Source organism: Streptococcus parasanguinis (genome assembly GCF_032163505.1).
GTDB lineage: Bacteria > Bacillota > Bacilli > Lactobacillales > Streptococcaceae > Streptococcus > Streptococcus parasanguinis_V.
Genome location: NZ_CP134147.1, coordinates 1446824 through 1467118, shown reverse-complemented (window position 1 = coordinate 1467118; position 20295 = coordinate 1446824). Strand labels below are relative to the sequence as shown.

Annotated in this window: 18 protein-coding genes; 15 read left to right on the top strand and 3 right to left on the bottom strand. The window is 43.5% G+C overall.

Going from position 1 to position 20295, the window contains the following annotated elements:
- The first annotated feature begins 3 nt into the window (after nucleotides 1-3).
- The 9 genes from mutM (at nucleotide 4) to tehB (ending at nucleotide 8830) form a co-directional block, all read left to right on the top strand.
- The gene (gene mutM / locus RIN70_RS07395) at nucleotides 4-828 is read left to right on the top strand and encodes a DNA-formamidopyrimidine glycosylase (RefSeq protein ID WP_201087818.1); all 825 of its coding nucleotides are present in this window, start codon (nucleotides 4-6) and stop codon (nucleotides 826-828) included.
- The gene (gene coaE / locus RIN70_RS07390) at nucleotides 829-1425 is read left to right on the top strand and encodes a dephospho-CoA kinase (RefSeq protein WP_070675027.1); all 597 of its coding nucleotides are present in this window, start codon (nucleotides 829-831) and stop codon (nucleotides 1423-1425) included.
- Nucleotides 1426-1441: 16 nt separating this feature from the next.
- Nucleotides 1442-2641 carry a multidrug efflux MFS transporter gene (locus tag RIN70_RS07385; RefSeq protein WP_227038078.1) on the top strand — a complete coding sequence of 400 codons (1200 nt, stop codon included), beginning with the start codon at nucleotides 1442-1444 and terminating at the stop codon, nucleotides 2639-2641.
- Complete coding sequence (gene rpmG, locus RIN70_RS07380) at nucleotides 2631-2780, top strand: 50S ribosomal protein L33 (RefSeq protein ID WP_003005699.1); 150 nt, start codon at nucleotides 2631-2633, stop codon at nucleotides 2778-2780. The genes RIN70_RS07385 and rpmG overlap by 11 nt, the downstream gene beginning before the upstream one ends.
- A 41-nt stretch (nucleotides 2781-2821) precedes the next feature.
- A complete protein-coding gene (gene secG, locus RIN70_RS07375; protein ID WP_003008189.1) occupies nucleotides 2822-3055 on the top strand; it encodes a preprotein translocase subunit SecG in 234 nt (77 codons plus the stop codon).
- 95 nt (nucleotides 3056-3150) lie between these two features.
- Nucleotides 3151-5511: a ribonuclease R gene (gene rnr / locus RIN70_RS07370; RefSeq protein WP_195623472.1), complete on the top strand. Its 2361-nt coding sequence runs from the start codon at nucleotides 3151-3153 to the stop codon at nucleotides 5509-5511.
- Nucleotides 5474-5941, top strand: coding sequence for an SsrA-binding protein SmpB (smpB, locus tag RIN70_RS07365; protein ID WP_003005443.1), 468 nt, complete (start codon nucleotides 5474-5476; stop codon nucleotides 5939-5941). Before rnr ends, smpB begins: the two co-directional genes overlap by 38 nt.
- A 175-nt stretch (nucleotides 5942-6116) precedes the next feature.
- Nucleotides 6117-7850, top strand: a complete 1734-nt coding sequence (locus RIN70_RS07360) for a C69 family dipeptidase (RefSeq protein ID WP_118227939.1) — start codon at nucleotides 6117-6119, stop codon at nucleotides 7848-7850.
- 119 nt (nucleotides 7851-7969) lie between these two features.
- Nucleotides 7970-8830, top strand: coding sequence for an SAM-dependent methyltransferase TehB (tehB, locus tag RIN70_RS07355; RefSeq protein WP_045759711.1), 861 nt, complete (start codon nucleotides 7970-7972; stop codon nucleotides 8828-8830).
- A 416-nt stretch (nucleotides 8831-9246) separates the two neighbouring features.
- Here tehB and RIN70_RS07350 read toward each other — a convergent pair whose 3' ends face one another.
- Nucleotides 9247-9789 (bottom strand): TetR/AcrR family transcriptional regulator, encoded by a 543-nt coding sequence (locus RIN70_RS07350; RefSeq protein WP_118095426.1) that lies wholly within the window; start codon nucleotides 9787-9789, stop codon nucleotides 9247-9249.
- A gap of 342 nt (nucleotides 9790-10131) precedes the next feature.
- On the bottom strand, nucleotides 10132-11478 hold the full coding sequence (locus RIN70_RS07345) for an Nramp family divalent metal transporter (protein ID WP_003013089.1): 1347 nt from the start codon (nucleotides 11476-11478) through the stop codon (nucleotides 10132-10134).
- Nucleotides 11479-11647: 169 nt separating this feature from the next.
- Between RIN70_RS07345 and RIN70_RS07340 the strand changes: the two genes are divergently transcribed.
- The 4 genes from RIN70_RS07340 (at nucleotide 11648) to RIN70_RS07325 (ending at nucleotide 16667) form a co-directional block, all read left to right on the top strand.
- The gene (locus RIN70_RS07340; RefSeq protein WP_195623471.1) at nucleotides 11648-12349 is read left to right on the top strand and encodes an ABC transporter ATP-binding protein; all 702 of its coding nucleotides are present in this window, start codon (nucleotides 11648-11650) and stop codon (nucleotides 12347-12349) included.
- Between the two features lie 13 nt (nucleotides 12350-12362).
- Nucleotides 12363-15086 (top strand): ABC transporter permease, encoded by a 2724-nt coding sequence (locus RIN70_RS07335; protein WP_195623470.1) that lies wholly within the window; start codon nucleotides 12363-12365, stop codon nucleotides 15084-15086.
- Between the two features lie 176 nt (nucleotides 15087-15262).
- Complete coding sequence (locus tag RIN70_RS07330; protein ID WP_129824040.1) at nucleotides 15263-16105, top strand: metallophosphoesterase family protein; 843 nt, start codon at nucleotides 15263-15265, stop codon at nucleotides 16103-16105.
- A gap of 112 nt (nucleotides 16106-16217) precedes the next feature.
- A complete protein-coding gene (locus tag RIN70_RS07325; protein ID WP_031576605.1) occupies nucleotides 16218-16667 on the top strand; it encodes an Rrf2 family transcriptional regulator in 450 nt (149 codons plus the stop codon).
- 240 nt (nucleotides 16668-16907) lie between these two features.
- On the opposite strand, the gene RIN70_RS07320 is transcribed toward RIN70_RS07325, so the two are convergent.
- Entirely contained in the window at nucleotides 16908-17990 is a 1083-nt protein-coding gene (locus tag RIN70_RS07320) for a M24 family metallopeptidase (protein WP_003005548.1), read from the bottom strand.
- A gap of 160 nt (nucleotides 17991-18150) precedes the next feature.
- On the opposite strand from RIN70_RS07320, the gene ccpA reads away from it, so the two are divergent.
- Nucleotides 18151-19155 (top strand): catabolite control protein A, encoded by a 1005-nt coding sequence (gene ccpA / locus RIN70_RS07315; RefSeq protein ID WP_049490938.1) that lies wholly within the window; start codon nucleotides 18151-18153, stop codon nucleotides 19153-19155.
- Between the two features lie 141 nt (nucleotides 19156-19296).
- Nucleotides 19297-20295 carry an LTA glycolipid anchor biosynthesis glycosyltransferase, IagA/BgsA family gene (locus RIN70_RS07310; RefSeq protein WP_003008161.1) on the top strand — a complete coding sequence of 333 codons (999 nt, stop codon included), beginning with the start codon at nucleotides 19297-19299 and terminating at the stop codon, nucleotides 20293-20295.

The following is a 20295-nucleotide window of genomic DNA, read 5'->3' as shown; positions in this document are numbered from 1 at the left end:
TCTATGCCTGAATTACCAGAAGTAGAGACCGTTCGACGAGGTCTTGAGAAATTAATTCTTGGGAAAACCATCCAGTCAGTGGAAGTAAAGTATCCAAAGATGATTCAGACGGATCTGGATGCTTTTCGACAAGATCTCCCAGGCCAAGAAATTCGGGCCATGGGGCGCCGTGGGAAATACCTTTTATTTTATCTGACGGATCTGGTCCTCATCTCGCATTTGCGGATGGAAGGCAAGTATTTCTTTTATCCAGACGAGGTTCCTCTTCGCAAGCATGCCCATGTCTTCTTTCATTTTACAGATGGTAGCACTCTGGTCTATGAAGATGTCCGCAAGTTTGGGACCATGGAAGTCCTCATACCTGAGCTTGTCGAGAGCTATTTTTTGGCGAAAAAGATTGGTCCAGAGCCAACGGAAGCGGATTTTAAAGAACCAGCCTTCCAAGCAGCTCTTAAAAAATCAAAGAAACCAATTAAATCAGCTCTTTTAGACCAAAAATTAGTGGCTGGTCTGGGCAATATATATGTGGATGAGGTCCTTTATCGAGCCAAGGTTCATCCAGCCCGTTTGGGTCAAAGCTTGACTGCTAGAGAAGCCAAAGTAATCCGCAAAGAAACGATTGCTGTGCTTGCTCAAGCTGTTGAAAAGGGTGGCTCCACCATTCGCTCCTACAGCAATGCTTTTGGAGAAGACGGCACCATGCAGGAAGAACACCAGGTCTATGGAAAAACAGGCCAGCCGTGTTTGCGCTGCGGGACGCCGATTGAGAAAATTCAGCTGGGGGGACGCGGAACCCATTTTTGCCCCCACTGCCAAAAGGAGAACTAGATGGCAAGAATCATCGGATTAACAGGAGGGATTGCTTCAGGAAAGTCCACTGTCACCTCCTATTTGAGAGGAAAAGGGTATCCTGTCATTGATGCGGATCAAGTGGTCCATGATTTGCAAGCACCAGGAGGAGCCCTCTACCGTGTCTTAGTGGATCATTTTGGGAGAGAGATCCTTACCAAAGAAGGAGAGCTGGATCGCGTCGCTTTGGGTCAGCGGATCTTTTCAGACCTTAGTGAAAGAGACTGGTCCAATCGCGTTCAAGGCAGGCTTATTCGTGAAGCTCTAGCTGAGGTAAGAGATAGACAAGCTGCACAATCCGATCTCTTTTTTATGGATATTCCTCTCTTAATCGAGCAGCACTATGAAGGGTGGTTTGAATCTGTCTGGTTGGTAGCTGTATCAAAAGAAACCCAGCTCAAACGCCTGATGGAACGCAACCACTTATCAGAACTGCAGGCCCAAGAACGCATCGCGTCTCAAATGCCGCTAGATGAAAAAAGAGCCCATGCAGATCTGGTCTTAGACAATAATGGCGATCTAACGGCCCTCTATGCCCAATTAGATGCAGCCCTACAACAATTAGAAAGAAGATGATTTTATCACAAGAGAAATCAATTGGCGTAAAAATCTATATATTGCCTGGATCGGGTGCTTTTTCATCGGAGCCAGCCTTTCTTTAGTCGTTCCTTTTATGGCCCTCTTTGTGGAAGAGTTGGGTGTTACGGGCAAGGCTGTTCCCTTTTATGCTGGCATTGCCGTCGCAAGTTCTTCTGTAACTTCTGCGATCATGTCTCCCATCTGGGGGAGCTTAGCCGACCGCTATGGTCGAAAACCCATGATGCTTAGAGCTTCCATTGCCATGACGCTGACCATGGGAGGAATTGCCTTTGTCCCATCCGTCTTTTGGCTCTTGGTCCTGCGCTTGCTCAATGGGGTCTTTTCAGGCTTTGTTCCCAATAGTACAGCCCTGATTGCCAGCCAAGTTCCCAAGGATCAATCGGGCTATGCCCTAGGGACCTTGTCGACCGGTGTCGTAGCTGGAACCTTGATGGGCCCTTTGATTGGGGGACTCATTGCTGAAAATTTGGGAATGCGCAATGTCTTTCTCTTGGTCGGTTTTTTCTTATTTTTGGTTTCCCTCTTAACCTTCTGGGGCATCGAGGAAGAGTATGAGCCCCTTCCAAAAGAAGAACAAAAATCCAGTTGGCAGTTGCTCATGTCCATTCAGCAAAAAGATATCCTCTTGGGACTCTTTTTGACCAGCATGACCATTCAAATGATCGCCCAATCTATTTCTCCGATCCTACCTCTTTATGTGCGAGCTTTGGGACAAAGAGATAACCTGATCTTCGTATCAGGGATGATTGTTTCAGCTATGGGAGTCTCTAGTATGCTTTTTTCAGGTTGGATGGGAAAACTGGGAGACCGAATCGGGAATCACCGGCTCTTATTAATCGCCCTTCTCTATAGTGGCTGTCTCTATATCCTTTGTGCCCAAGCGCAAACACCCCTGCAATTAGGGATTTTACGCTTCCTCTTTGGGATCGGGACAGGAGCCCTACTACCTGGAGTTTCCGCATTATTGAATCGTTTAACCCCTCCTGAAGGGATTTCTCGGATCTTTAGCTACAACCAGCTCTTTTATTACTTAGGTGGCGTGTTAGGGCCAATGATGGGATCGAGTATTTTCATGCATTTTGGCTATCATTGGGTATTTTACGGTACAGCCCTTTTGGCCTTTACCGATTTGATGTTCCTCTTATTCTTATTTAGAAAGTATTTGAAAGTGAGAGACGTACGTGCGAATTAAAGTTCAATTGACCTGCACCAGCTGTGGGAGTCAGAATTATTTGACCAGTAAAAATACCAAAACCCATCCTGAAAAGATCGAGGTCTTGAAGTATTGTCCCAAGGAAAGAAAAGTAACCTTACATATTGAATCAAAATGATTTTCATGGTATAATAGTGAAGATTTTAAGGAGTTTTGAATATGAGCGGAGCATTAACAACTATTTTACTAGTATTATCAGTATTGATTATTATCGCAATTTTTATGCAACCAACAAAAAACCAATCGAGCAACGTCTTTGACGCAAGCTCAAATGACTTGTTTGAACGTTCAAAAGCGCGCGGGTTTGAAGCCGTGATGCAGCGTTTAACAGCTATTATGATCTTCTTTTGGTTATTGATCGCGATGATCTTAATGGTACTTTCTAGTAGATAAGATAGGCTCAGACAATGTCTTTGCCTATTTTTATTTTGCAAAACAAAGACACAAGTAGATAGAAAAAGGAGGCTGGATAACCAGCAAATAAATCAATGAAAACAAGTATTAAAGAATATTTACAGGAGCATGACAAAGCCCAGATCAATGATCTGGCAGCAGCTCTAGGAAAAGAAGGGTCTAAGGATTTCCGTGACTTGGTCAAAACCATCTCGCTGATGGAACGCCGTCATGAGTTGAAATTCGAAGATGATGGCTCTCTTCGTTTGGCTCAAAAGAAGGCCCCAGCCATTACGCTCAAGGGGATCTTTCATGCCCATAAAAATGGCTTTGGCTTTGTCAGTTTAGAGGGCGAAGAAGAGGACCTCTTTGTTGGCCGAAATGATGTCAACCACGCTATCGATGGTGACATCGTTGAGATCGTCATTACCAAGGTAGCAGACCGAAACAAGGGAACGGCAGCAGAAGCTAAGATTATTGATGTCTTGGAGCATAGCATTAAAACGGTAGTTGGACAAATTGTCCTGGATGAGGAAAAGCCTAAATATGCCGGCTACATTCGTTCGAAAAATCAAAAGATCAGCCAGCTGATCTATGTGAAGAAGCCAGCCATCCAATTGGAAGGGATCGAAATCCTCAAGGTCGAAATTGATCAATACCCGAGCCGCAAGCACAATTATTTTGTGGCGACTGTGCGGGATGTGGTCGGTCATGTAACAGATCCAGGAATCGATGTCTTGGAAGTGTTAGAATCCATGGACATTGTCTCAGAATTTCCAGAAGAAGTGCTGAAAGAGGCTGAGCAGGTTCCAGATGCACCGTCTGCTAAGGATTTAGAGGGACGCTTGGATCTGCGAGAGGAGATCACCTTTACAATCGATGGGGCAGATGCCAAAGACTTGGATGATGCTGTTCATATCAAGCTACTCAAGAACGGCAACTTTGAGCTGGGGGTTCACATCGCAGATGTCTCATATTATGTTCAGGAAGGTTCAGCACTCGACAAGGAAGCTCTAAATCGGGCAACCTCTGTCTATGTGACCGACCGAGTAGTACCCATGTTGCCAGAGCGTCTCTCCAATGGGATCTGTTCTTTAAATCCGAATGTGGACCGCCTGACCCAGTCTGCCATCATGGAGATCGATCCTCATGGCAAGGTCGTCAAGCATACCATTACCCAAACAGTGATCAATACAACCTTCCGAATGACCTATAGCGACGTCAATGATATCTTAGCGGGAGACGAAGAAAAGGCTCAAACCTTTAAGAAAATTGTCCCAAGTATTCATCAAATGGCCACCTTGCATGGCATTCTAGAAAGCATGCGGATTCGCCGAGGAGCCCTCAATTTTGATACCAATGAGGCTAAAATCTTGGTCAATAAAGAAGGGAAACCGGTCGATATTGTCCTTCGTCAAAGAGGGATTGCCGAACGGATGATTGAGTCCTTTATGTTGATTGCCAATGAAACGGTAGCGGAACACTTTACGCGACTGAAACTACCGTTCATCTACCGGATCCATGAAGATCCAAAGGCAGAAAAAGTACAGAAGTTTATCGATTATGCTTCTAGTTTTGGAATCCAAATCTACGGAACGGCTAGTGAGATGAGTCAAGAAGCCCTGCAAGAAATTATGCGCAAGGTCGAAGGAGAACCCTATGCAGACGTTCTCTCAATGATGTTGTTGCGCTCGATGCAGCAAGCTCGCTATTCAGAGCACAACCATGGCCACTATGGGCTTGCTGCTGAGTATTATACTCACTTTACCAGTCCCATTCGCCGGTATCCGGACCTGATGGTTCATCGAATGGTGCGCGAATACGGAAAATCTCAAGAAGTGGCAGATCACTTTGAGCAAGTTCTTCCAGACATTGCCAACCAATCCTCTAGTCGGGAGCGCCGGGCTATTGATGCGGAGCGCGAAGTAGAGGCTATGAAGAAGGCAGAATACATGGAAGACTATGTTGGGGAAGAGTACGATGCTGTGGTTTCCAGTGTGGTGAAATTTGGCCTCTTTGTGGAGTTGCCAAATACGGTTGAAGGCTTGATCCATATTACCAATCTCCCTGAATTCTACCATTTTAATGAACGGGATCTAACCCTTCGCGGAGAAAAATCAGGAGTGACCTTCCGTGTCGGTCAGCAAATCCGGATCAAGGTAGAAAGAGCCGACAAGATGACAGGAGAGATTGATTTCTCTTATATTCCAAGTGAATGGGATGTCGTCGAAAAAGGTCTCAAGTCTAAAGGACGTGACCGAGATGGCAATCGTAGAGATCGCAGACGCAAGGACAAAAAAGTTTCTAAGGGATCAACCGCTAGAAAAGATGACAAGCGGAAAGATTCTTCCTCTAAATCCAAAAAGAAAAAAGGGAAGAAACCATTTTACAAGGAAGTAGCAAAGAAAGGAGCCAAACATGGCAAAGGGCGAAGGAAAGGTAGTCGCGCAAAATAAAAAGGCGAGACATGACTACACCATCGTGGATACGATTGAAGCAGGGATGGTGCTGACGGGGACAGAGATCAAAAGTGTCCGTGCGGCACGCATTAACTTGAAAGATGGCTTTGCACAAGTAAAAAATGGCGAAGTTTGGCTTAGCAATGTCCACATTGCCCCTTATGAGGAAGGCAATATCTGGAACCAAGACCCAGACCGTCGTCGCAAGCTCCTTCTTCATAAAAAGCAAATCCAAAAGCTGGACCAAGACACCAAAGGGACCGGAATGACCTTGGTGCCTTTGAAGGTCTATCTCAAGGACGGCTATGCCAAATTGCTTTTGGGACTCGCTAAAGGGAAACATGATTATGACAAGCGTGAATCCATCAAGCGTCGGGAACAAAACCGGGACATCGCACGGGTCATGAAACAATACAATACACGTTAAAGAAAAAGACAGTTTTGAAACTTGTTTCAGATCTGTCTTTTTTATGCTTTCTGCTTGTAATCGCTTGCAAAACAATTGCTTATATTATATACTAAAATTAGGGTGTTGGTATAGTTGCTTTTCTTAGGCTTGAAAGTTTTTCTAGCCTCTTTTGTAGTCAATAAGGAGAAAGACTATGAAGAAAATCCTATTCAAACTACTGTTTGGCCTCATGCTGATCGCTCTCTTCCCTGTGCAGGTTGCACAAGCCTGTTCCGCCTTCATTGTGGGAAAGGACTTAACCACGGATGGCTCTATGCTTTACGGTCGTACAGAGGACTATCCCTATGCACCAGATGGCGGGCGCCACAATCAAAACTTTGTTGTAGTTCCAGCAAAGGACTACAAGGAAGGGGATAAGATCGAAGATGAGTCCAATGGCTTTACCTATCCTCATTTGAGCCATGAAATGAAGTACACAGCGACCTATGATGCTGCGCGTGGTGATGGTAGCAACGGGAACTTCGGAGCTCATGGTTTTAATGAAGTGGGCGTGTCGATGACAGCGACGGTATCAGCGACTCCGCATGACAAGATTTTGAAAGCCGACCCTTTGGTCAAAGATGGCCTACCAGAAGCTTCCATGATCGACTTGGTCTTGCCTCGTGCAAAAACTGCTCGAGAAGGAATCGAAATCGTTGCCAAGACTCTGGATGAAAAAGGTTCTGCTGAAGGGAATATTATTGTCGTAGCAGATAAAAATGAGCTCTGGTACATGGAAATCCTCTCAGGTCACCAATATGTGGCTATTAAATTCCCACAAGACCGCTATGCTATTTTTGCCAATACCTACTATCTGGGACATGTCGATCTCAAGGACAAGGACAATGTCATTGCTTCAAAAGATGTAGAAGCAGTAGCTAAGAAAGCCGATCATTACAAGACGGATAAGGATGGCAAATTCCATATTGCGGATTCTTATGGTCCGGACGAATACACCGAACGCAACCGCTCACGGACCTATGCAGGGATTACCCTGATGGATCCAAAGGCAGATGTCAAATATGATGATCAACACTTTGATCTGCTTCGTAAACCAACGGATCCTTCTAAGAAGTATAGTCTAGAAGATGTTTTTGCCGAACAACGGAACCGTTTTGAACACCTCAAACAATTTACAGCAGATGACTTGGCCGAACCAGGTAAAAAAGTTGATACCAAGAAATACAAGTATGCTCTAGGAAATGAAAACGTCATTGATGCCCATGTCTATCAAATCAAGAAAGACTTACCAAGTCCATTTGGTGGAATCGTTTGGTTGGGTCTTGCCCAAAGTCGCAATACCCCATATGTCCCATTCTATGGCTTAGTCAATGACACCTACGGTGCCTTTAAAGTCCGCTCTGCTAAGTACGATCCAACTTCATGGTATTGGGCTGTTTGGCACATCGACCAAATGGTCATGAAATATCCAGACCTCTTTGGCACCAGTATCCAAGATAAATGGAAAAAAATGGAAGCCGGCTGGATCAAGGAACAAGCTGCTTTGGATCAAAAATATAGTGGTCTCACAGATGACCAAGCCAAAGCTCTTCAAGGTGAAGTCACCAAGGAATCCATGGATCGAGCAGATGTAATCTTCAAACAAATCAAGGCTACTGAAAAGGAAATGGAAGATAAGATTCGTGAAGAAAAGGGCTTGGAAGCTGACTTTGTCTACGATGGCTATAACAAAGCGAATTTAATGGCTGCTGCTGAAAAAGACAGTTCAGACAAGAAGCCAGAAACTTGTCAGGAAGCACTTGGGGATACCCCTAAAAAGGCTAGCCAGACCCAAGATTCAAGTGTGGTCTTCTCAGTCCTTCTTGGAGTATTGGCCGTTTGTGGATTTAGTTTAGCTGGATTCTTTTATAAGAAATCAAAAAAATAAAGAGGATGATGAGATCCTAACAAGGAGGTTCTGCTAGAAAGCGGAGCCTCTTTTTCCAACTTGTAAAAAGGAATTTTTTTCTGTATGATAAGGGTACAGAAAGAAAAAGGAGAAGCAGCATGACACAAAAATTGATTGCTTACAAGCGCATGCCTATCTGGACCAAGGATACCATGCCAGAAGCTCTTCAAAGAAAGCACAATACCAAGGTAGGAACCTGGGGAAAGATTACTGTTTTAAAGGGTCAGTTACGATTTATTGAATTGACCGAAGAGGGGGAAGAAATCGCGAGCCACCTCTTTGAAGCAGGAGCAGAGAACCCCATGGCCGAGCCCCAGGCCTGGCATCGTGTCGAAGCGGCGACTGACGATGTGGAGTGGTACCTAGAATTTTACTGTGAGCCAAAAGACTATTTCCCCAAAAAATACAACACCAATCCTGTCCATTCAGAAGTGCTAGAAGCAGTGGGAATTGTCCCAGCTGGAAAGGCGCTGGATCTAGGATGCGGGCAAGGCCGCAACGCCCTCTTTTTGGCCCAACATGGCTTTGACGTGACAGCAGTGGATCAAAATGAACTGGCTCTTGAGATCTTACAAAGTATTGTCGCTGAGGAAGATCTAGAGATGCCAGTGGGACTCTATGATATCAATGCTGCAGCTCTTACCCAAAACTATGACTTCATCATATCGACTGTGGTCCTCATGTTTTTAGAGGCTGATCGGATTCCAGCGATTATCCGCAATATGCAAGAGCATACCAATCCAGGTGGTTACAATCTCATTGTCTGTGCTATGGATACGGAAGATTATCCTTGCCAGATGCCCTTCTCGTTCACCTTTAAAGAAGGAGAATTGGCGGAGTATTACAAGGATTGGGAATTGGTCAAATACAATGAAAATCCAGGCCATCTCCATCGTCGAGATGAGAATGGCCATCGGATTCAACTTCGATTTGCAACCATGTTGGCAAAGAAAAAATAAAGAAAAAGCAGGATGTTAAGATCCTGCCTTCAGATTGAAGACAAAGTCATATAAAAAACTTTCCTTAGGTGAGTACGGACGTCAGCGAACTTCTTCGAAGTTCCAAGACTTAGTTTTGAGCCTAGGGTCTCAAAACTCCCGAGTGCCTGAAACGTTATTGTTTCAGGCACTTTTCTCACAGCGGAAAGTTTCGGTATTTTCTTGAATCGATTTAAAAATTGGAACTCATTTTTATTTTTTTTTTGCAAAATCGCTTAACTTATTTTACTTTAAAGTAATTTGTCTACATTCTAAAAGCAGGAGCCTAGCATCCTGCTTTTTTGCTTTTACAAACAAGTTGAACAAGGTGATCTGAATGTTGTTCATTTGCCAAAAAGAAAAACCTTCTCCATAAAGGTAGGAAAAGGTTGGGGGATTTAGTTCCAGCTAGCAAAGTCGCAGACGCTAAGAATGATCGTACCGATTTCGATTGGCTCTTCCTTGGCACCGGATTCTAACCAGGTCACAATCACAGATTCAATCGTAGCGATGAAAATTTCTAGCCCATACTTGTATGGAACTTGAAAGTCTGAAATGATGTGTTCTTTAGAATGAGGAGTATCGTCTAGTGCATGGAGAGTAAAACTTCTTACCAATTTACGGAAGTCCGAGCAACAGGATTGGGACAATGCATAAATAAAATCATAATTGTCTTTAATAGCAGTCAAGACATTGAGAAAGTTCACCTTGACAGGGCTTCCCTCAACGAAGAGGCTATCCAATTCTTGCATCATGTCCATTTTCATTTGCTCAAACATGTCGTATTTATCGACATAGTGCAAGTAGAAGGTCCCTCGATTGATGCCAGCTGTTTCGGTTAATTGTCGAATAGTGATGCTTTCAAAAGGTTGTTGCAAGAGGAGTTTTGAGAGCGCATTTCGTAAGTCTGACTTGGTTGTTGTTTGTCTTTGGCGTACCATATGTTCCTTTCTGTAGTTGTATAAATTTATTCTTATTTATTTGACGTTAAAATAATTTATCTGTTAAATAATTTCACGACACTAACAAATAGCATTATACTCCAAAAGAATAAATTAGACAACAATTCTCATTTTTGTACAGATAACGAAAAGTGTACAAAAAATTTACAAGTTTATGAATGACGGGCCCTGACAAGATTTTGTGAAAATCTCACAATAATTAGTGATTTAAAATAATTCCCTCCTAAAAAAATGGTCAGGAAATTTTTAGGAAATGGAGGAGCAAGATGGAAAAGGGAGTGTAATAAACAAAAAACCAGCACCGTTGAAGTGCTGGTTTCTTTATTTGATAAAAGTTGTCACGATCAAATTGAAATTTAAGATAGTTAAGACAATCGCAACGAGATAGCCTAAGAAAGTATTCCATTTCGCATTGACATGTTCTCCCATGATTTCCTTGTTGGAGGTGAAATAAACAAGAGGGAAAATGGAGAAAGGAAGAGCCGCTGATAGAAAGACTTGAGAATAAACTAGAAGGTCATCAAGGACATGTTCTTGGTCTCCAAATAAGATCGCAACGATGATGACAGGAAGAAGGGCGATGATCCGAGTCATGAGACGCACCACCCATTGTGGCAGTCGGAATCGTAAGAAACCTTCCATAACGATTTGACCAGTTAGGGTCCCAGTTATGGTTGAATTTTGACCACTGGCTAACAAAGCGATGGCAAAGAGGGTGGACAAGAAGGGACTAGCGATAGCACCGGCAATGTGGTTATCCTTGAGGGCATTGTACATGCTAGAAAAAGCACCGATCTTATCCCCGTGACCGAAGAAGAGGGCCGCTCCAAGAATCAAGAGGAGGGAGTTGACGACGAAGGCCAAACTCAATTCAATATTTGAATCCCAGGTCATAAAGCGCACTGCCCGTTTGATATCTGCTGGATCTTTGTAGTCCACCTTTCGCGTTTGCGAAATGGAAGAGTGGAGATAGAGGTTGTGGGGCATTACGGTTGCCCCGATGATTCCAAGCGCCAAGGTCAAGGCTTCATTTCCTTTTGGAAGACCGATTCCCAGCACTTCTTTTTGAGGGAGGAAGCCAGCGAAGATTCCTCCGATATCTGGTTTCGATAGGAATACCAGATAGCCAAAAATTGCAAGGATCGTGAGGATCAAGGTTGATACGATGGCCTCGATCTTTCGAAATCCTAGATGCATGAGTCCTAGTAATAGGAAGACATCAAAGATGGTGATCAGGATGGAAAAGAGCAAGGGCCAGCCAAAGAGGAGGTGAAGGGCAATCCCTGATCCGATGACTTCTGCTAAATCTGTCGCCATCAAGGCAAGCTCAATCACAATCCAAAGGGTATAGCGAAGCCATTTTGGCAAATGATGGGCGGTTGTTTGGGCCAGGTCCTTACGATGGACAATCCCTAGTTTCCCAGCCATTTGTTGCAACTGCATGGCGATCAAAGACGAGAGAAGAACCACTGATAAGAGGAGGTAGCGGTATTGGGCCCCTCCGACCACACTGGTAATCCAGTTTCCCGGATCCATATAGCCGACAGCTACCAGACTTCCTGGTCCTGAAAAGAGTAGAAGAGTCTTCCAAAAGGGGATGCCTTTTGGCACGTCAATAGACTGGTTAATTTCTTGAAGTGATTTCCTTTCAAACTGTTGTAAACTCATGATGAGCCTTCTTTCTAAGAATAAATCAATTTGTCTCCAATTATAGCATAAAATTTATGATATTTCATGATAATGAGGAAGAATTACTATTGTTGATGCCTCGATTTCTTTGTAATCAATTCGAAAAGGACTATAATATAGATAGGAAATAGGAGGGAGGAGAGAGAAAATGGCCTACATCGAAATGCAGCACTGTTACAAGCGCTATACGAGTGGAGAAACGGAGATTCTCGCTAATCAGGATGTTTCTTTTGAGATTGAAAAAGGCGAATTGGTCATTATTTTAGGGGCGTCAGGAGCTGGAAAATCAACAGTTCTCAATATCTTAGGAGGGATGGACACGAATGACGAAGGACAGGTCCTGATTGATGGGGTGGATATTTCTAAGCTCAATTCCCATCAACGAACGGATTATCGACGAGATGACGTTGGCTTTGTCTTTCAATTTTATAATTTGGTCCCTAATTTGACAGCTAAGGAGAATGTTGAGTTGGCTTCAGAAATTGTTTCTGATGCTCTAGATCCGGAAGCTGTTTTGAAAGAAGTAGGACTTGGCAATCGTCTTGATAATTTTCCTGCCCAATTGTCAGGGGGAGAGCAACAACGGGTGGCGATCGCTCGGGCAGTGGCTAAAAACCCTAAAATTCTCCTTTGTGATGAGCCGACGGGAGCCTTGGATTACCAGACGGGTAAGCAAGTATTGGGGATTTTACAGGATATGTCTCGAAAAAAGGGAGCGACGGTCATCATCGTAACCCATAATGGTGCCCTAGCTCCGATTGCAGACCGTGTGATTCGCATGCATGATGCCAAGGTCAAGTCGGTAGAAATCAATGAGCTTCCTCAAGATATTGCTACGCTAGAATATTAGAAGAGGTGGTAGCATGAAACGAAAAGTCTATTGGAAGGATCTATTTGCTTCCTTTACACATTCAAAAGGACGTTTTCTCTCCATCTTAACCTTGATGTTATTGGGAAGCTTGGCCTTGGTTGGCTTAAAGGTGACTACTCCAAATATGCACCGAACGGCTAACCAGTTTATTCAGCAACAAAAAATGCTAGATCTTGCTGTCATGGGGGACTTGGGATTAGACCAGGCAGACCAAGAGGAACTTTTAGGAGTCAAAGGAGCGCGTGTCGAATTTGGTTCCCTGCTGGATTTGACAGTGAAAGGAACAGGAAAGGCAATTCGACTCTTTTCTGCCCCAAAAAGTCTTTCTTCTTTTCGTGTGACCAAGGGGCGCCTGCCCCAAAAAGAAGGGGAACTGGCCCTAGCAAGTTTTTGGGAGGATCGCTATCAGATAGGGGATACCCTCACACTTGAAGAAAAGGCTGGAACGCGCTCTAGTTTAAAGCGAAAGCAATTCACCATTGTTGGTTTTGTTCAATCCTCTGAGATGTGGTCTCAAAAGAATTTAGGCACTGCCATGAGTGGTAGTGGAAATCTAGATGCCTATGCACTAGTTTCAAAAGAGGTCTTTACGACTAAACTTCCCGCGATGGCGCGGATCCAGTTTGATGATCTGAAGTCTTTAGATTCTTTTTCGCAAGTCTACCAAAAAGGGCTCAAAGCTCATCAAGAAGAGTTAGAAAAACTTCTGAAAGACAATGGAAAGGCCCGCTATCAAAGACTCAAGCAGGAGGCGGATGGGCAGATTCAAAAAGGCCAGAAAGAACTCCGTCGTGCCGAGGAAACACTCCAGTCAGCTAAAAATCAGATCGATCAGGCTCAAAAACAATTAGACTTGCAGGAGGCCCAGTTCAAGAAATTAGCTCCATTTCTGCCAGCTAAAGAGCAAGTAGCCAGTCAAGAAAAGCTCCATCAAGCCCAAGAACAAATTGATCAGAAAAAGAAGGACTGGACTGCAGGTGAAACGGAGCTCGCAAAAAAAGAGGAGGAGCTGAAAAAAGCGCAAAGGGAGCGAGATCAGCTGGAAATTCCAACTTATCATGTCTATGACCGCAAGACCATGCCAGGTGGACAAGGTTACTTGATGTATAGCAATGCTAGTAGTAGTATTTCCGCTGTCGGAAATATTTTTCCGGTTGTTCTTTATCTAGTAGCCGCCATGGTGACCTTTACCACGATGACCCGCTTTGTCGATGAAGAGCGAACCAATGCAGGGATATTTAAGGCGCTGGGCTATCGTACCAGGGACATCATTCTCAAATTTGTCCTCTATGGATTCTTTGCAGGGACGATCGGTACCCTTCTAGGAACCTTGCTGGGCCATTATTTCCTATCGGGGATCATTTCCAACATTATCACGCAAGGGATGGTGATTGGAGAGAGCAGAGAGTATTTTTATGGGGATATGACTCTGATTGCGCTCGGACTGTCTTTCGTTGCGAGTGTGCTTCCGGCTTACTGGGTTTCGCGTAAGGAATTAAAAGAAGAAGCCAATCTTTTATTACTGCCCAAACCACCGGTATCTGGTTCGAAGATTTTCCTGGAGTGTCTCCATTTTATTTGGAAACGTCTGAGTTTCACCCACAAGGTCACTGCTCGTAATCTCTTTCGTTACAAACAACGGATGCTGATGACCATATTTGGAGTGGCAGGTTCTGTTGCTCTTCTCTTCGCAGGGCTAGGGATTCAATCTTCTGTAGGAGGGGTTCCCAAACGCCAATTTCAAGAGATCCTATCATATGAGTTGATTGTAGCCAAAAAAACGAATGCATCAAGCCAAGAAAGCAAGGAACTAACCAATCGTCTGGAAAAATCAGATATCAAAGATTATCGAGCCATCTATAGTAAGGTCATCGAAGCATCTTTAAAGGGTGGACGCGACAAGCAGACCATTACGATGATGGTTACAAATCGTGCAGATTTTTCTCCCTTTGTCAGCTTGCGTTCTCTCAAGCAAGGAGAGCCCTTGTCTCTCAAGAAAGGGGTTATCATCAGTAGTAAACTAGCACAACTAGCCCGGGTTACAGTCGGTGATCGACTGACCTTAGATGGCCATACTTTTACGGTAGCAGGAATCACTGAAAATTATGTAGGCCATTTTGTCTATATGGATCAGGCAAGTTACCAAAAAATCTACGGAAAGCGGACTTCAGCAAATAGCTATTTGCTGAAGTTGAAAAATCCTTCTACACGACAAGTGCAGGCTGTTAGTCGGGATATGATGAATCTTGCAGCTGTGAAGGCGGTTAGTCAGAACGCTTCGATGATTTCCCTCTTTAACTCAGTTGCCAAATCTTTGGACACCACTATGATGATTCTAGTAGTCGTATCGATCTTGCTAGCTATCGTGATCTTGTATAATTTAACCAATATCAATGTGGCAGAGCGGATCCGTGAATTATCGACCATTAAGGTCTTAGGATTCCATAATAAGGAAGTGACGCTCTATATTTACCGCGAAACCATCTTATTGTCTATCATAGGGATCCTCATGGGATTAGTGGGTGGTTATTATCTTCATCAATTCCTCATTGCAATGATTGCACCAGATGCCATTCTCTTTTACCCTAAAGTGGGACTTAGCGTTTTTCTCTTTCCTGTCGGAGGAATGCTCCTTCTCTTGCTCCTGTTAGGAATTTATGTTGACCATTATCTCCGAAAAGTAGACATGCTCGAAGCTCTCAAATCAGTAGACTAAGATACAAAGAGTTGGAGGCGTGTTCGTTTATAAGATACAAAGCCCGTGGCTGATATCGTCCAATAAAGATCTCTATCCTTATTTTTCATTTCTGGTAGCATGGAATGTTCATAAAACTTTCACCTTTGGGTGGAAGTTTTTCTTCTCTTTGTTATAATGGAGAGAAGGAGAAGATCATGACTAAAATTGCTTTACTTTCAGATATTCATGGAAATACGACAGCATTGGAAGCTGTCCTAGAGGATAGTCGAAAAGCCAAGGTGGATGAATATTGGCTCTTGGGAGATAGTTTGATGCCGGGGACAGGGAGACGGGCCCTCTTGGAGCTGTTAGAGGAGCTACCGATTACGGTCAAAGTCCTTGGAAACTGGGAAGATAGTCTTTGGCGGGCTATGAGGGGGATGTTGGATGAGACCAGACCCAGTCATCGCTACCTCATGCGCCAGTGTCAATATATTCTTGAAGAAATCACGCCCCAGGAAATTGAAGACATGCAGAAAATGCCCATGCAGGTCCATAGAGAAATCGCAGGTTTAAAGATCGGCATTACCCACCACTTACCTGATAAGAATTGGGGTCGCGAATTGATCCACATTGGTGAGCAGAAGGATTTTGATCGCTTGGTGACAAACCCGTCTTGTGATATTGCAGTCTACGGACACATTCACCAGCAGTTTTTCCGCTACGGGACAGGAGGAGAACTGATTATCAATCCTGGATCGATCGGTCAACCTTTCTTTTTGGAAAAGAATCTTCGCAAGGACCTTCGGGCCATGTATGCCATTCTCGAATTTGATCAAATGGGGCTAAAAGATGTCGATTTTAGACGGGTGGACTATGATGTCCAAAAAGAACTGCAACTGGCAAAAGACCTCCATCTTCCTTATTACCAAGTATATTATGAAAGTTTGGTCAATGGCATTCATCATACCCACAATCATGAGCTCCTTCATGAAATTGAGCAGAGAGAAGGTCATGATCGAGAAATCGATGCTTGGCTAGAGGACTTCTTCCAATAGTGTAACTGTTGACATTACAACTGAAAAGAGTATAATAGGAATAACGAAAGTCGTCCCTTGACGGTTGTTCAATAGACTCTACCTTCAAAAACGGGTAGAAAGGAGTGAAGTTATGCAAATTTCGAGTCGCTTTACCATTGGGACTCATGTCTTGATCATGATTGCTCTACAAGGAGAGAAAACAAAAGTAACCAGTGATTTTTTGGCAGGAAGTGTCGGCGTGAACCCTGTTATTATTCGAAAGACCTTGTCTCAGTTGAAGAAAGCTGGATTGATTCATGTAGCGCGTGGGACAGGCGGAGCTGAGCTCGCAAAAGCAGCCGATGAGATCAGCCTGCTGGATATCTATCAAGCAGTAGAATGCTTAGGTTCGACAGGTCAATTATTTGGTTTTCATGACAATCCGAATCCAGCCTGCCCAATTGGCCACAATATCCATAATGTTTTAGATGGAAAGCTTGAGGACATTCAGACTGCTATGGAAAAAGAAATGTCCCAAACCACTTTAAAAGACGTCGTAGAAGATACGCAGAAAAGAATGAAACTCGAATCGGTTTCATAAGAAAAAAGAGAGTGGGACAGAAATCGGTAATTCGTTAGAATTCGATTTCGTCGTCCCACCTCCGCACAGTTGAGTAGGGCTGTAAAAGCTGATGAAATCAGCGTAGTAGAGCCCACTCAACCACTGCGTCTTGCTCGACAATCCAAAGATAATTAAGAGGCTAGGACTTTTGTCCCAGCCTCATTTTTTATAGTTATTAACGAAACAAGATGTTTGTTATATATTGAAACGACTAAAGGATTAGTCAAAGTAAAGTAAGTCTTTGCTGGTTTCAGTGAAGAGTCCAAATCCGTCTTTTGTGACGTACCCACAATCTTCGATACGAACACCGACTTTACCTGGAATATAGATTCCTGGTTCGACTGAGAAGCACATGCCTTCTTCAAGCACCATGTCATTTCCTTCCATAATAGAAGGGAATTCATGCACGTCCATTCCGATACCGTGTCCGAGGCGGTGGTTGAAGTACTCACCATAGCCAGCTTTTTCAATGACGCTCCGTGCAGCACGGTCGACGTCGTGTGCTGTTACACCTGGTTTGATCATGTCAATGGCTGCTTGTTGAGCTTCTAACGTCAAGTGGTAGATTTCTTTTTTGAAATCATCCGGTTTCCCAACAGCAACAGTTCGAGTCATATCAGACGCATAACCATTCACCATACAGCCAAGGTCAAATAGCAAGAGAGCATCGTTTTCGACTTTGTTGCTTCCAGGAATTCCGTGTGGGTTAGCTGCATTATTTCCAGTCAAGACCATGGTTTCAAAGCTCATTTCATAACCCAAGCGTTTGATACCAAAGTCGATTTCTGCTACGATATCAGTTTCAGTTTTATCTAGTGAGATGGCGTCGAATCCCATATTGACAGCCTTATCTGCATATTGACCAGCCACCAACATTTTTTGGATCTCATCAGCAGATTTGATCAAGCGCATCCGGTTAATCCGTGGTGTCAAGTTGGTGAATTGAGCCTTTTCAAAGACAGTACGCAAGCCATTGTATTTGGTCAGGATCAAGTTATCATATTCAAGTGCAACGGTTTTAGCATCTGGTTTTGCGATAGCCCCTTTAATCTTTTCCCAAGGGTTTTCAGAATCCACATAGCCAACCACTTGGAAATCGACAACTGCAGTCGCCCGTTCCACTTCAAGTGCAGGAACGAAGAGAAGTGGTTCGTGGTCAGTGTAGACGAACAAGAAGAGTTGACGTTCGTGGGGATCACTGTAAAATCCAGTCAGGTAATTGATGGTGACAGGATCGGATACAACAGCGACATCTGTTTTTTCAGTTTCAAGAAAATCGACGATTTGATCTAATTTAGACATAATGCTACCTTCTTTCTATGGATCTATTTTGTCAAATTTTCCCCAAAAAAGCAAGAGTTTACAAAATTTTACCAAAATGCTTGAAAGTGTTTACAATAAGTGATAAAATAGGATTAATTAGAGAGTGAAAACGAAATTTTCAACAATGAAAGGAAATCTTATGAATACAGACGATACAGTAACAATTTATGATGTCGCCCGTGAAGCAGGGGTTTCAATGGCAACCGTTAGTCGTGTAGTAAATGGGAATAAAAACGTTAAAGAAAATACACGTAAAAAAGTTTTAGAAGTGATCGAACGCTTGGATTACCGTCCAAATGCTGTTGCGCGTGGTCTTGCTAGCAAGAAAACAACAACAGTCGGTGTTGTGATTCCAAACATCACGAATAGCTATTTCTCTACATTGGCTAAGGGGATCGATGACATTGCTGAAATGTACAAGTACAATATTGTTCTTGCAAATAGTGATGAAGACGATGACAAAGAAGTTTCAGTGGTAAACAACCTCTTTTCAAAACAAGTGGATGGGATCATTTTCATGGGTTATCACTTGACTGAAAAGATTCGCTCAGAATTTTCACGCTCTCGGACGCCAGTTGTCCTTGCTGGGACAGTGGATGTTGAACACCAATTACCAAGTGTCAATATCGACTACAAGCAAGCAACCGTTGATGCTGTTACACAGTTGGCAAAACACAACAAGAGAATTGCTTTTGTAAGTGGCCCATTGGTGGATGATATCAATGGAAAAATTCGTTTGACAGGCTACAAAGAAGCTTTGAAAGTGAAAAAATTGAGTTATAGCGAAGGACTTGTGTTTGAATCCAAGTACCGGTACGATGAAGGTTATAACTTGGCAGAACGCATCATTGCATCCAAAGCAACAGCTGCCTTTGTAACAGGGGATGAATTGGCTGCAGGTCTCTTGAACGGCTTGTCTGATAAGGGGATCAAGGTACCAGAAGACTTTGAAATTATCACCAGTGATGATTCACAAGTAACTCGTTATACGCGTCCAAATCTATCAACGATTGGCCAACCTTTGTATGACCTTGGTGCGATCAGTATGCGCATGTTGACCAAGATCATGCACAAAGAAGAGTTGGAAGAACGCGAAGTACTGTTGTCTCATACGATCAACCAACGTGGAACGACCAAAAAATAAGGATTAGTAGACTAGAGTCTCGACATGGGAAGACGTGTCTACTAGTCTAAGAGGCTAGAACAGAACTGTTCTAGCCTCTTTTTTATACTGCAAATAGGTAGAGACTTGCTGGGCACTCTTTATTTCGGTATAATAGAGGGTATGAAAGTTTTACTGTATTTAGAAGGAAAATCCGTCTTACAAAAATCAGGAATTGGTCGAGCCTTGCAGCATCAAATGCATGCGCTGGATTTGGCTGGGATTCCGTATACGACAGATATTTTAGGAGATTATGATGTGGTGCATATCAATACCTATGGCCCACGGAGTTTCCTTTTGCTCCATGCAGCAAAGCGTCGTGGAAAGAAAGTCATCATGCATGGCCATTCAACCCGTGAGGATTTTGAAAATTCCTTTATCGGGTCTAACTTTTTTGCGCCCTTGTTTGGGAAGTATTTGGCTCACATGTACCAAAAGGCAGACTATGTGATCACGCCATCTGAATATTCTAAACACCTGATTCAGTCTTATGGGGTGACCACACCGATTATCGCGGTTTCCAATGGAATTGATTTAGAAAAATACAAGAAGGATCCGAAAAAAGAAGAGGTCTTTCGCAAGCATTTTAATATCCAAGAAGGCCAAAAGGTTGTCATCTGTGCAGGGCTTTATTTTAAACGCAAAGGGATTGAAGATTTCGTAGAAGTGGCCCGTCGCATGCCGGATGTGCGCTTTATCTGGCTAGGTTCTATCAACAAATGGATCATTCCGCGTAAGATTCGTCGTATCGTGGAAAAGGATCATCCTAGTAATGTGGAATTCCCTGGCTACTTCAAGGGAGCAGTCTTCCAAGGGGCCATGACGGGTTCAGATGCTTTCTTCTTCCCATCTTATGAAGAAACAGAAGGAATCGTTGTTTTGGAAGCCTTGGCCAGTCATCAGCACACGGTCTTGCGGGATATTCCAGTATACAATGGTTGGATTGACGAGACGTCCTCTGAATTGTGCCATAATGTTGATGAATTTGTGGATTCCTTGAACAAGGTCTTGAACGGTCAAGTAGACAAGCGGGAGGCAGGCTACAAGGTCGCTGAAAGTCGTTCGATTGACTTAGTGGCTTATCAATTGGTCGAAGCCTATCAAACAGTTTTGGAGATGTAA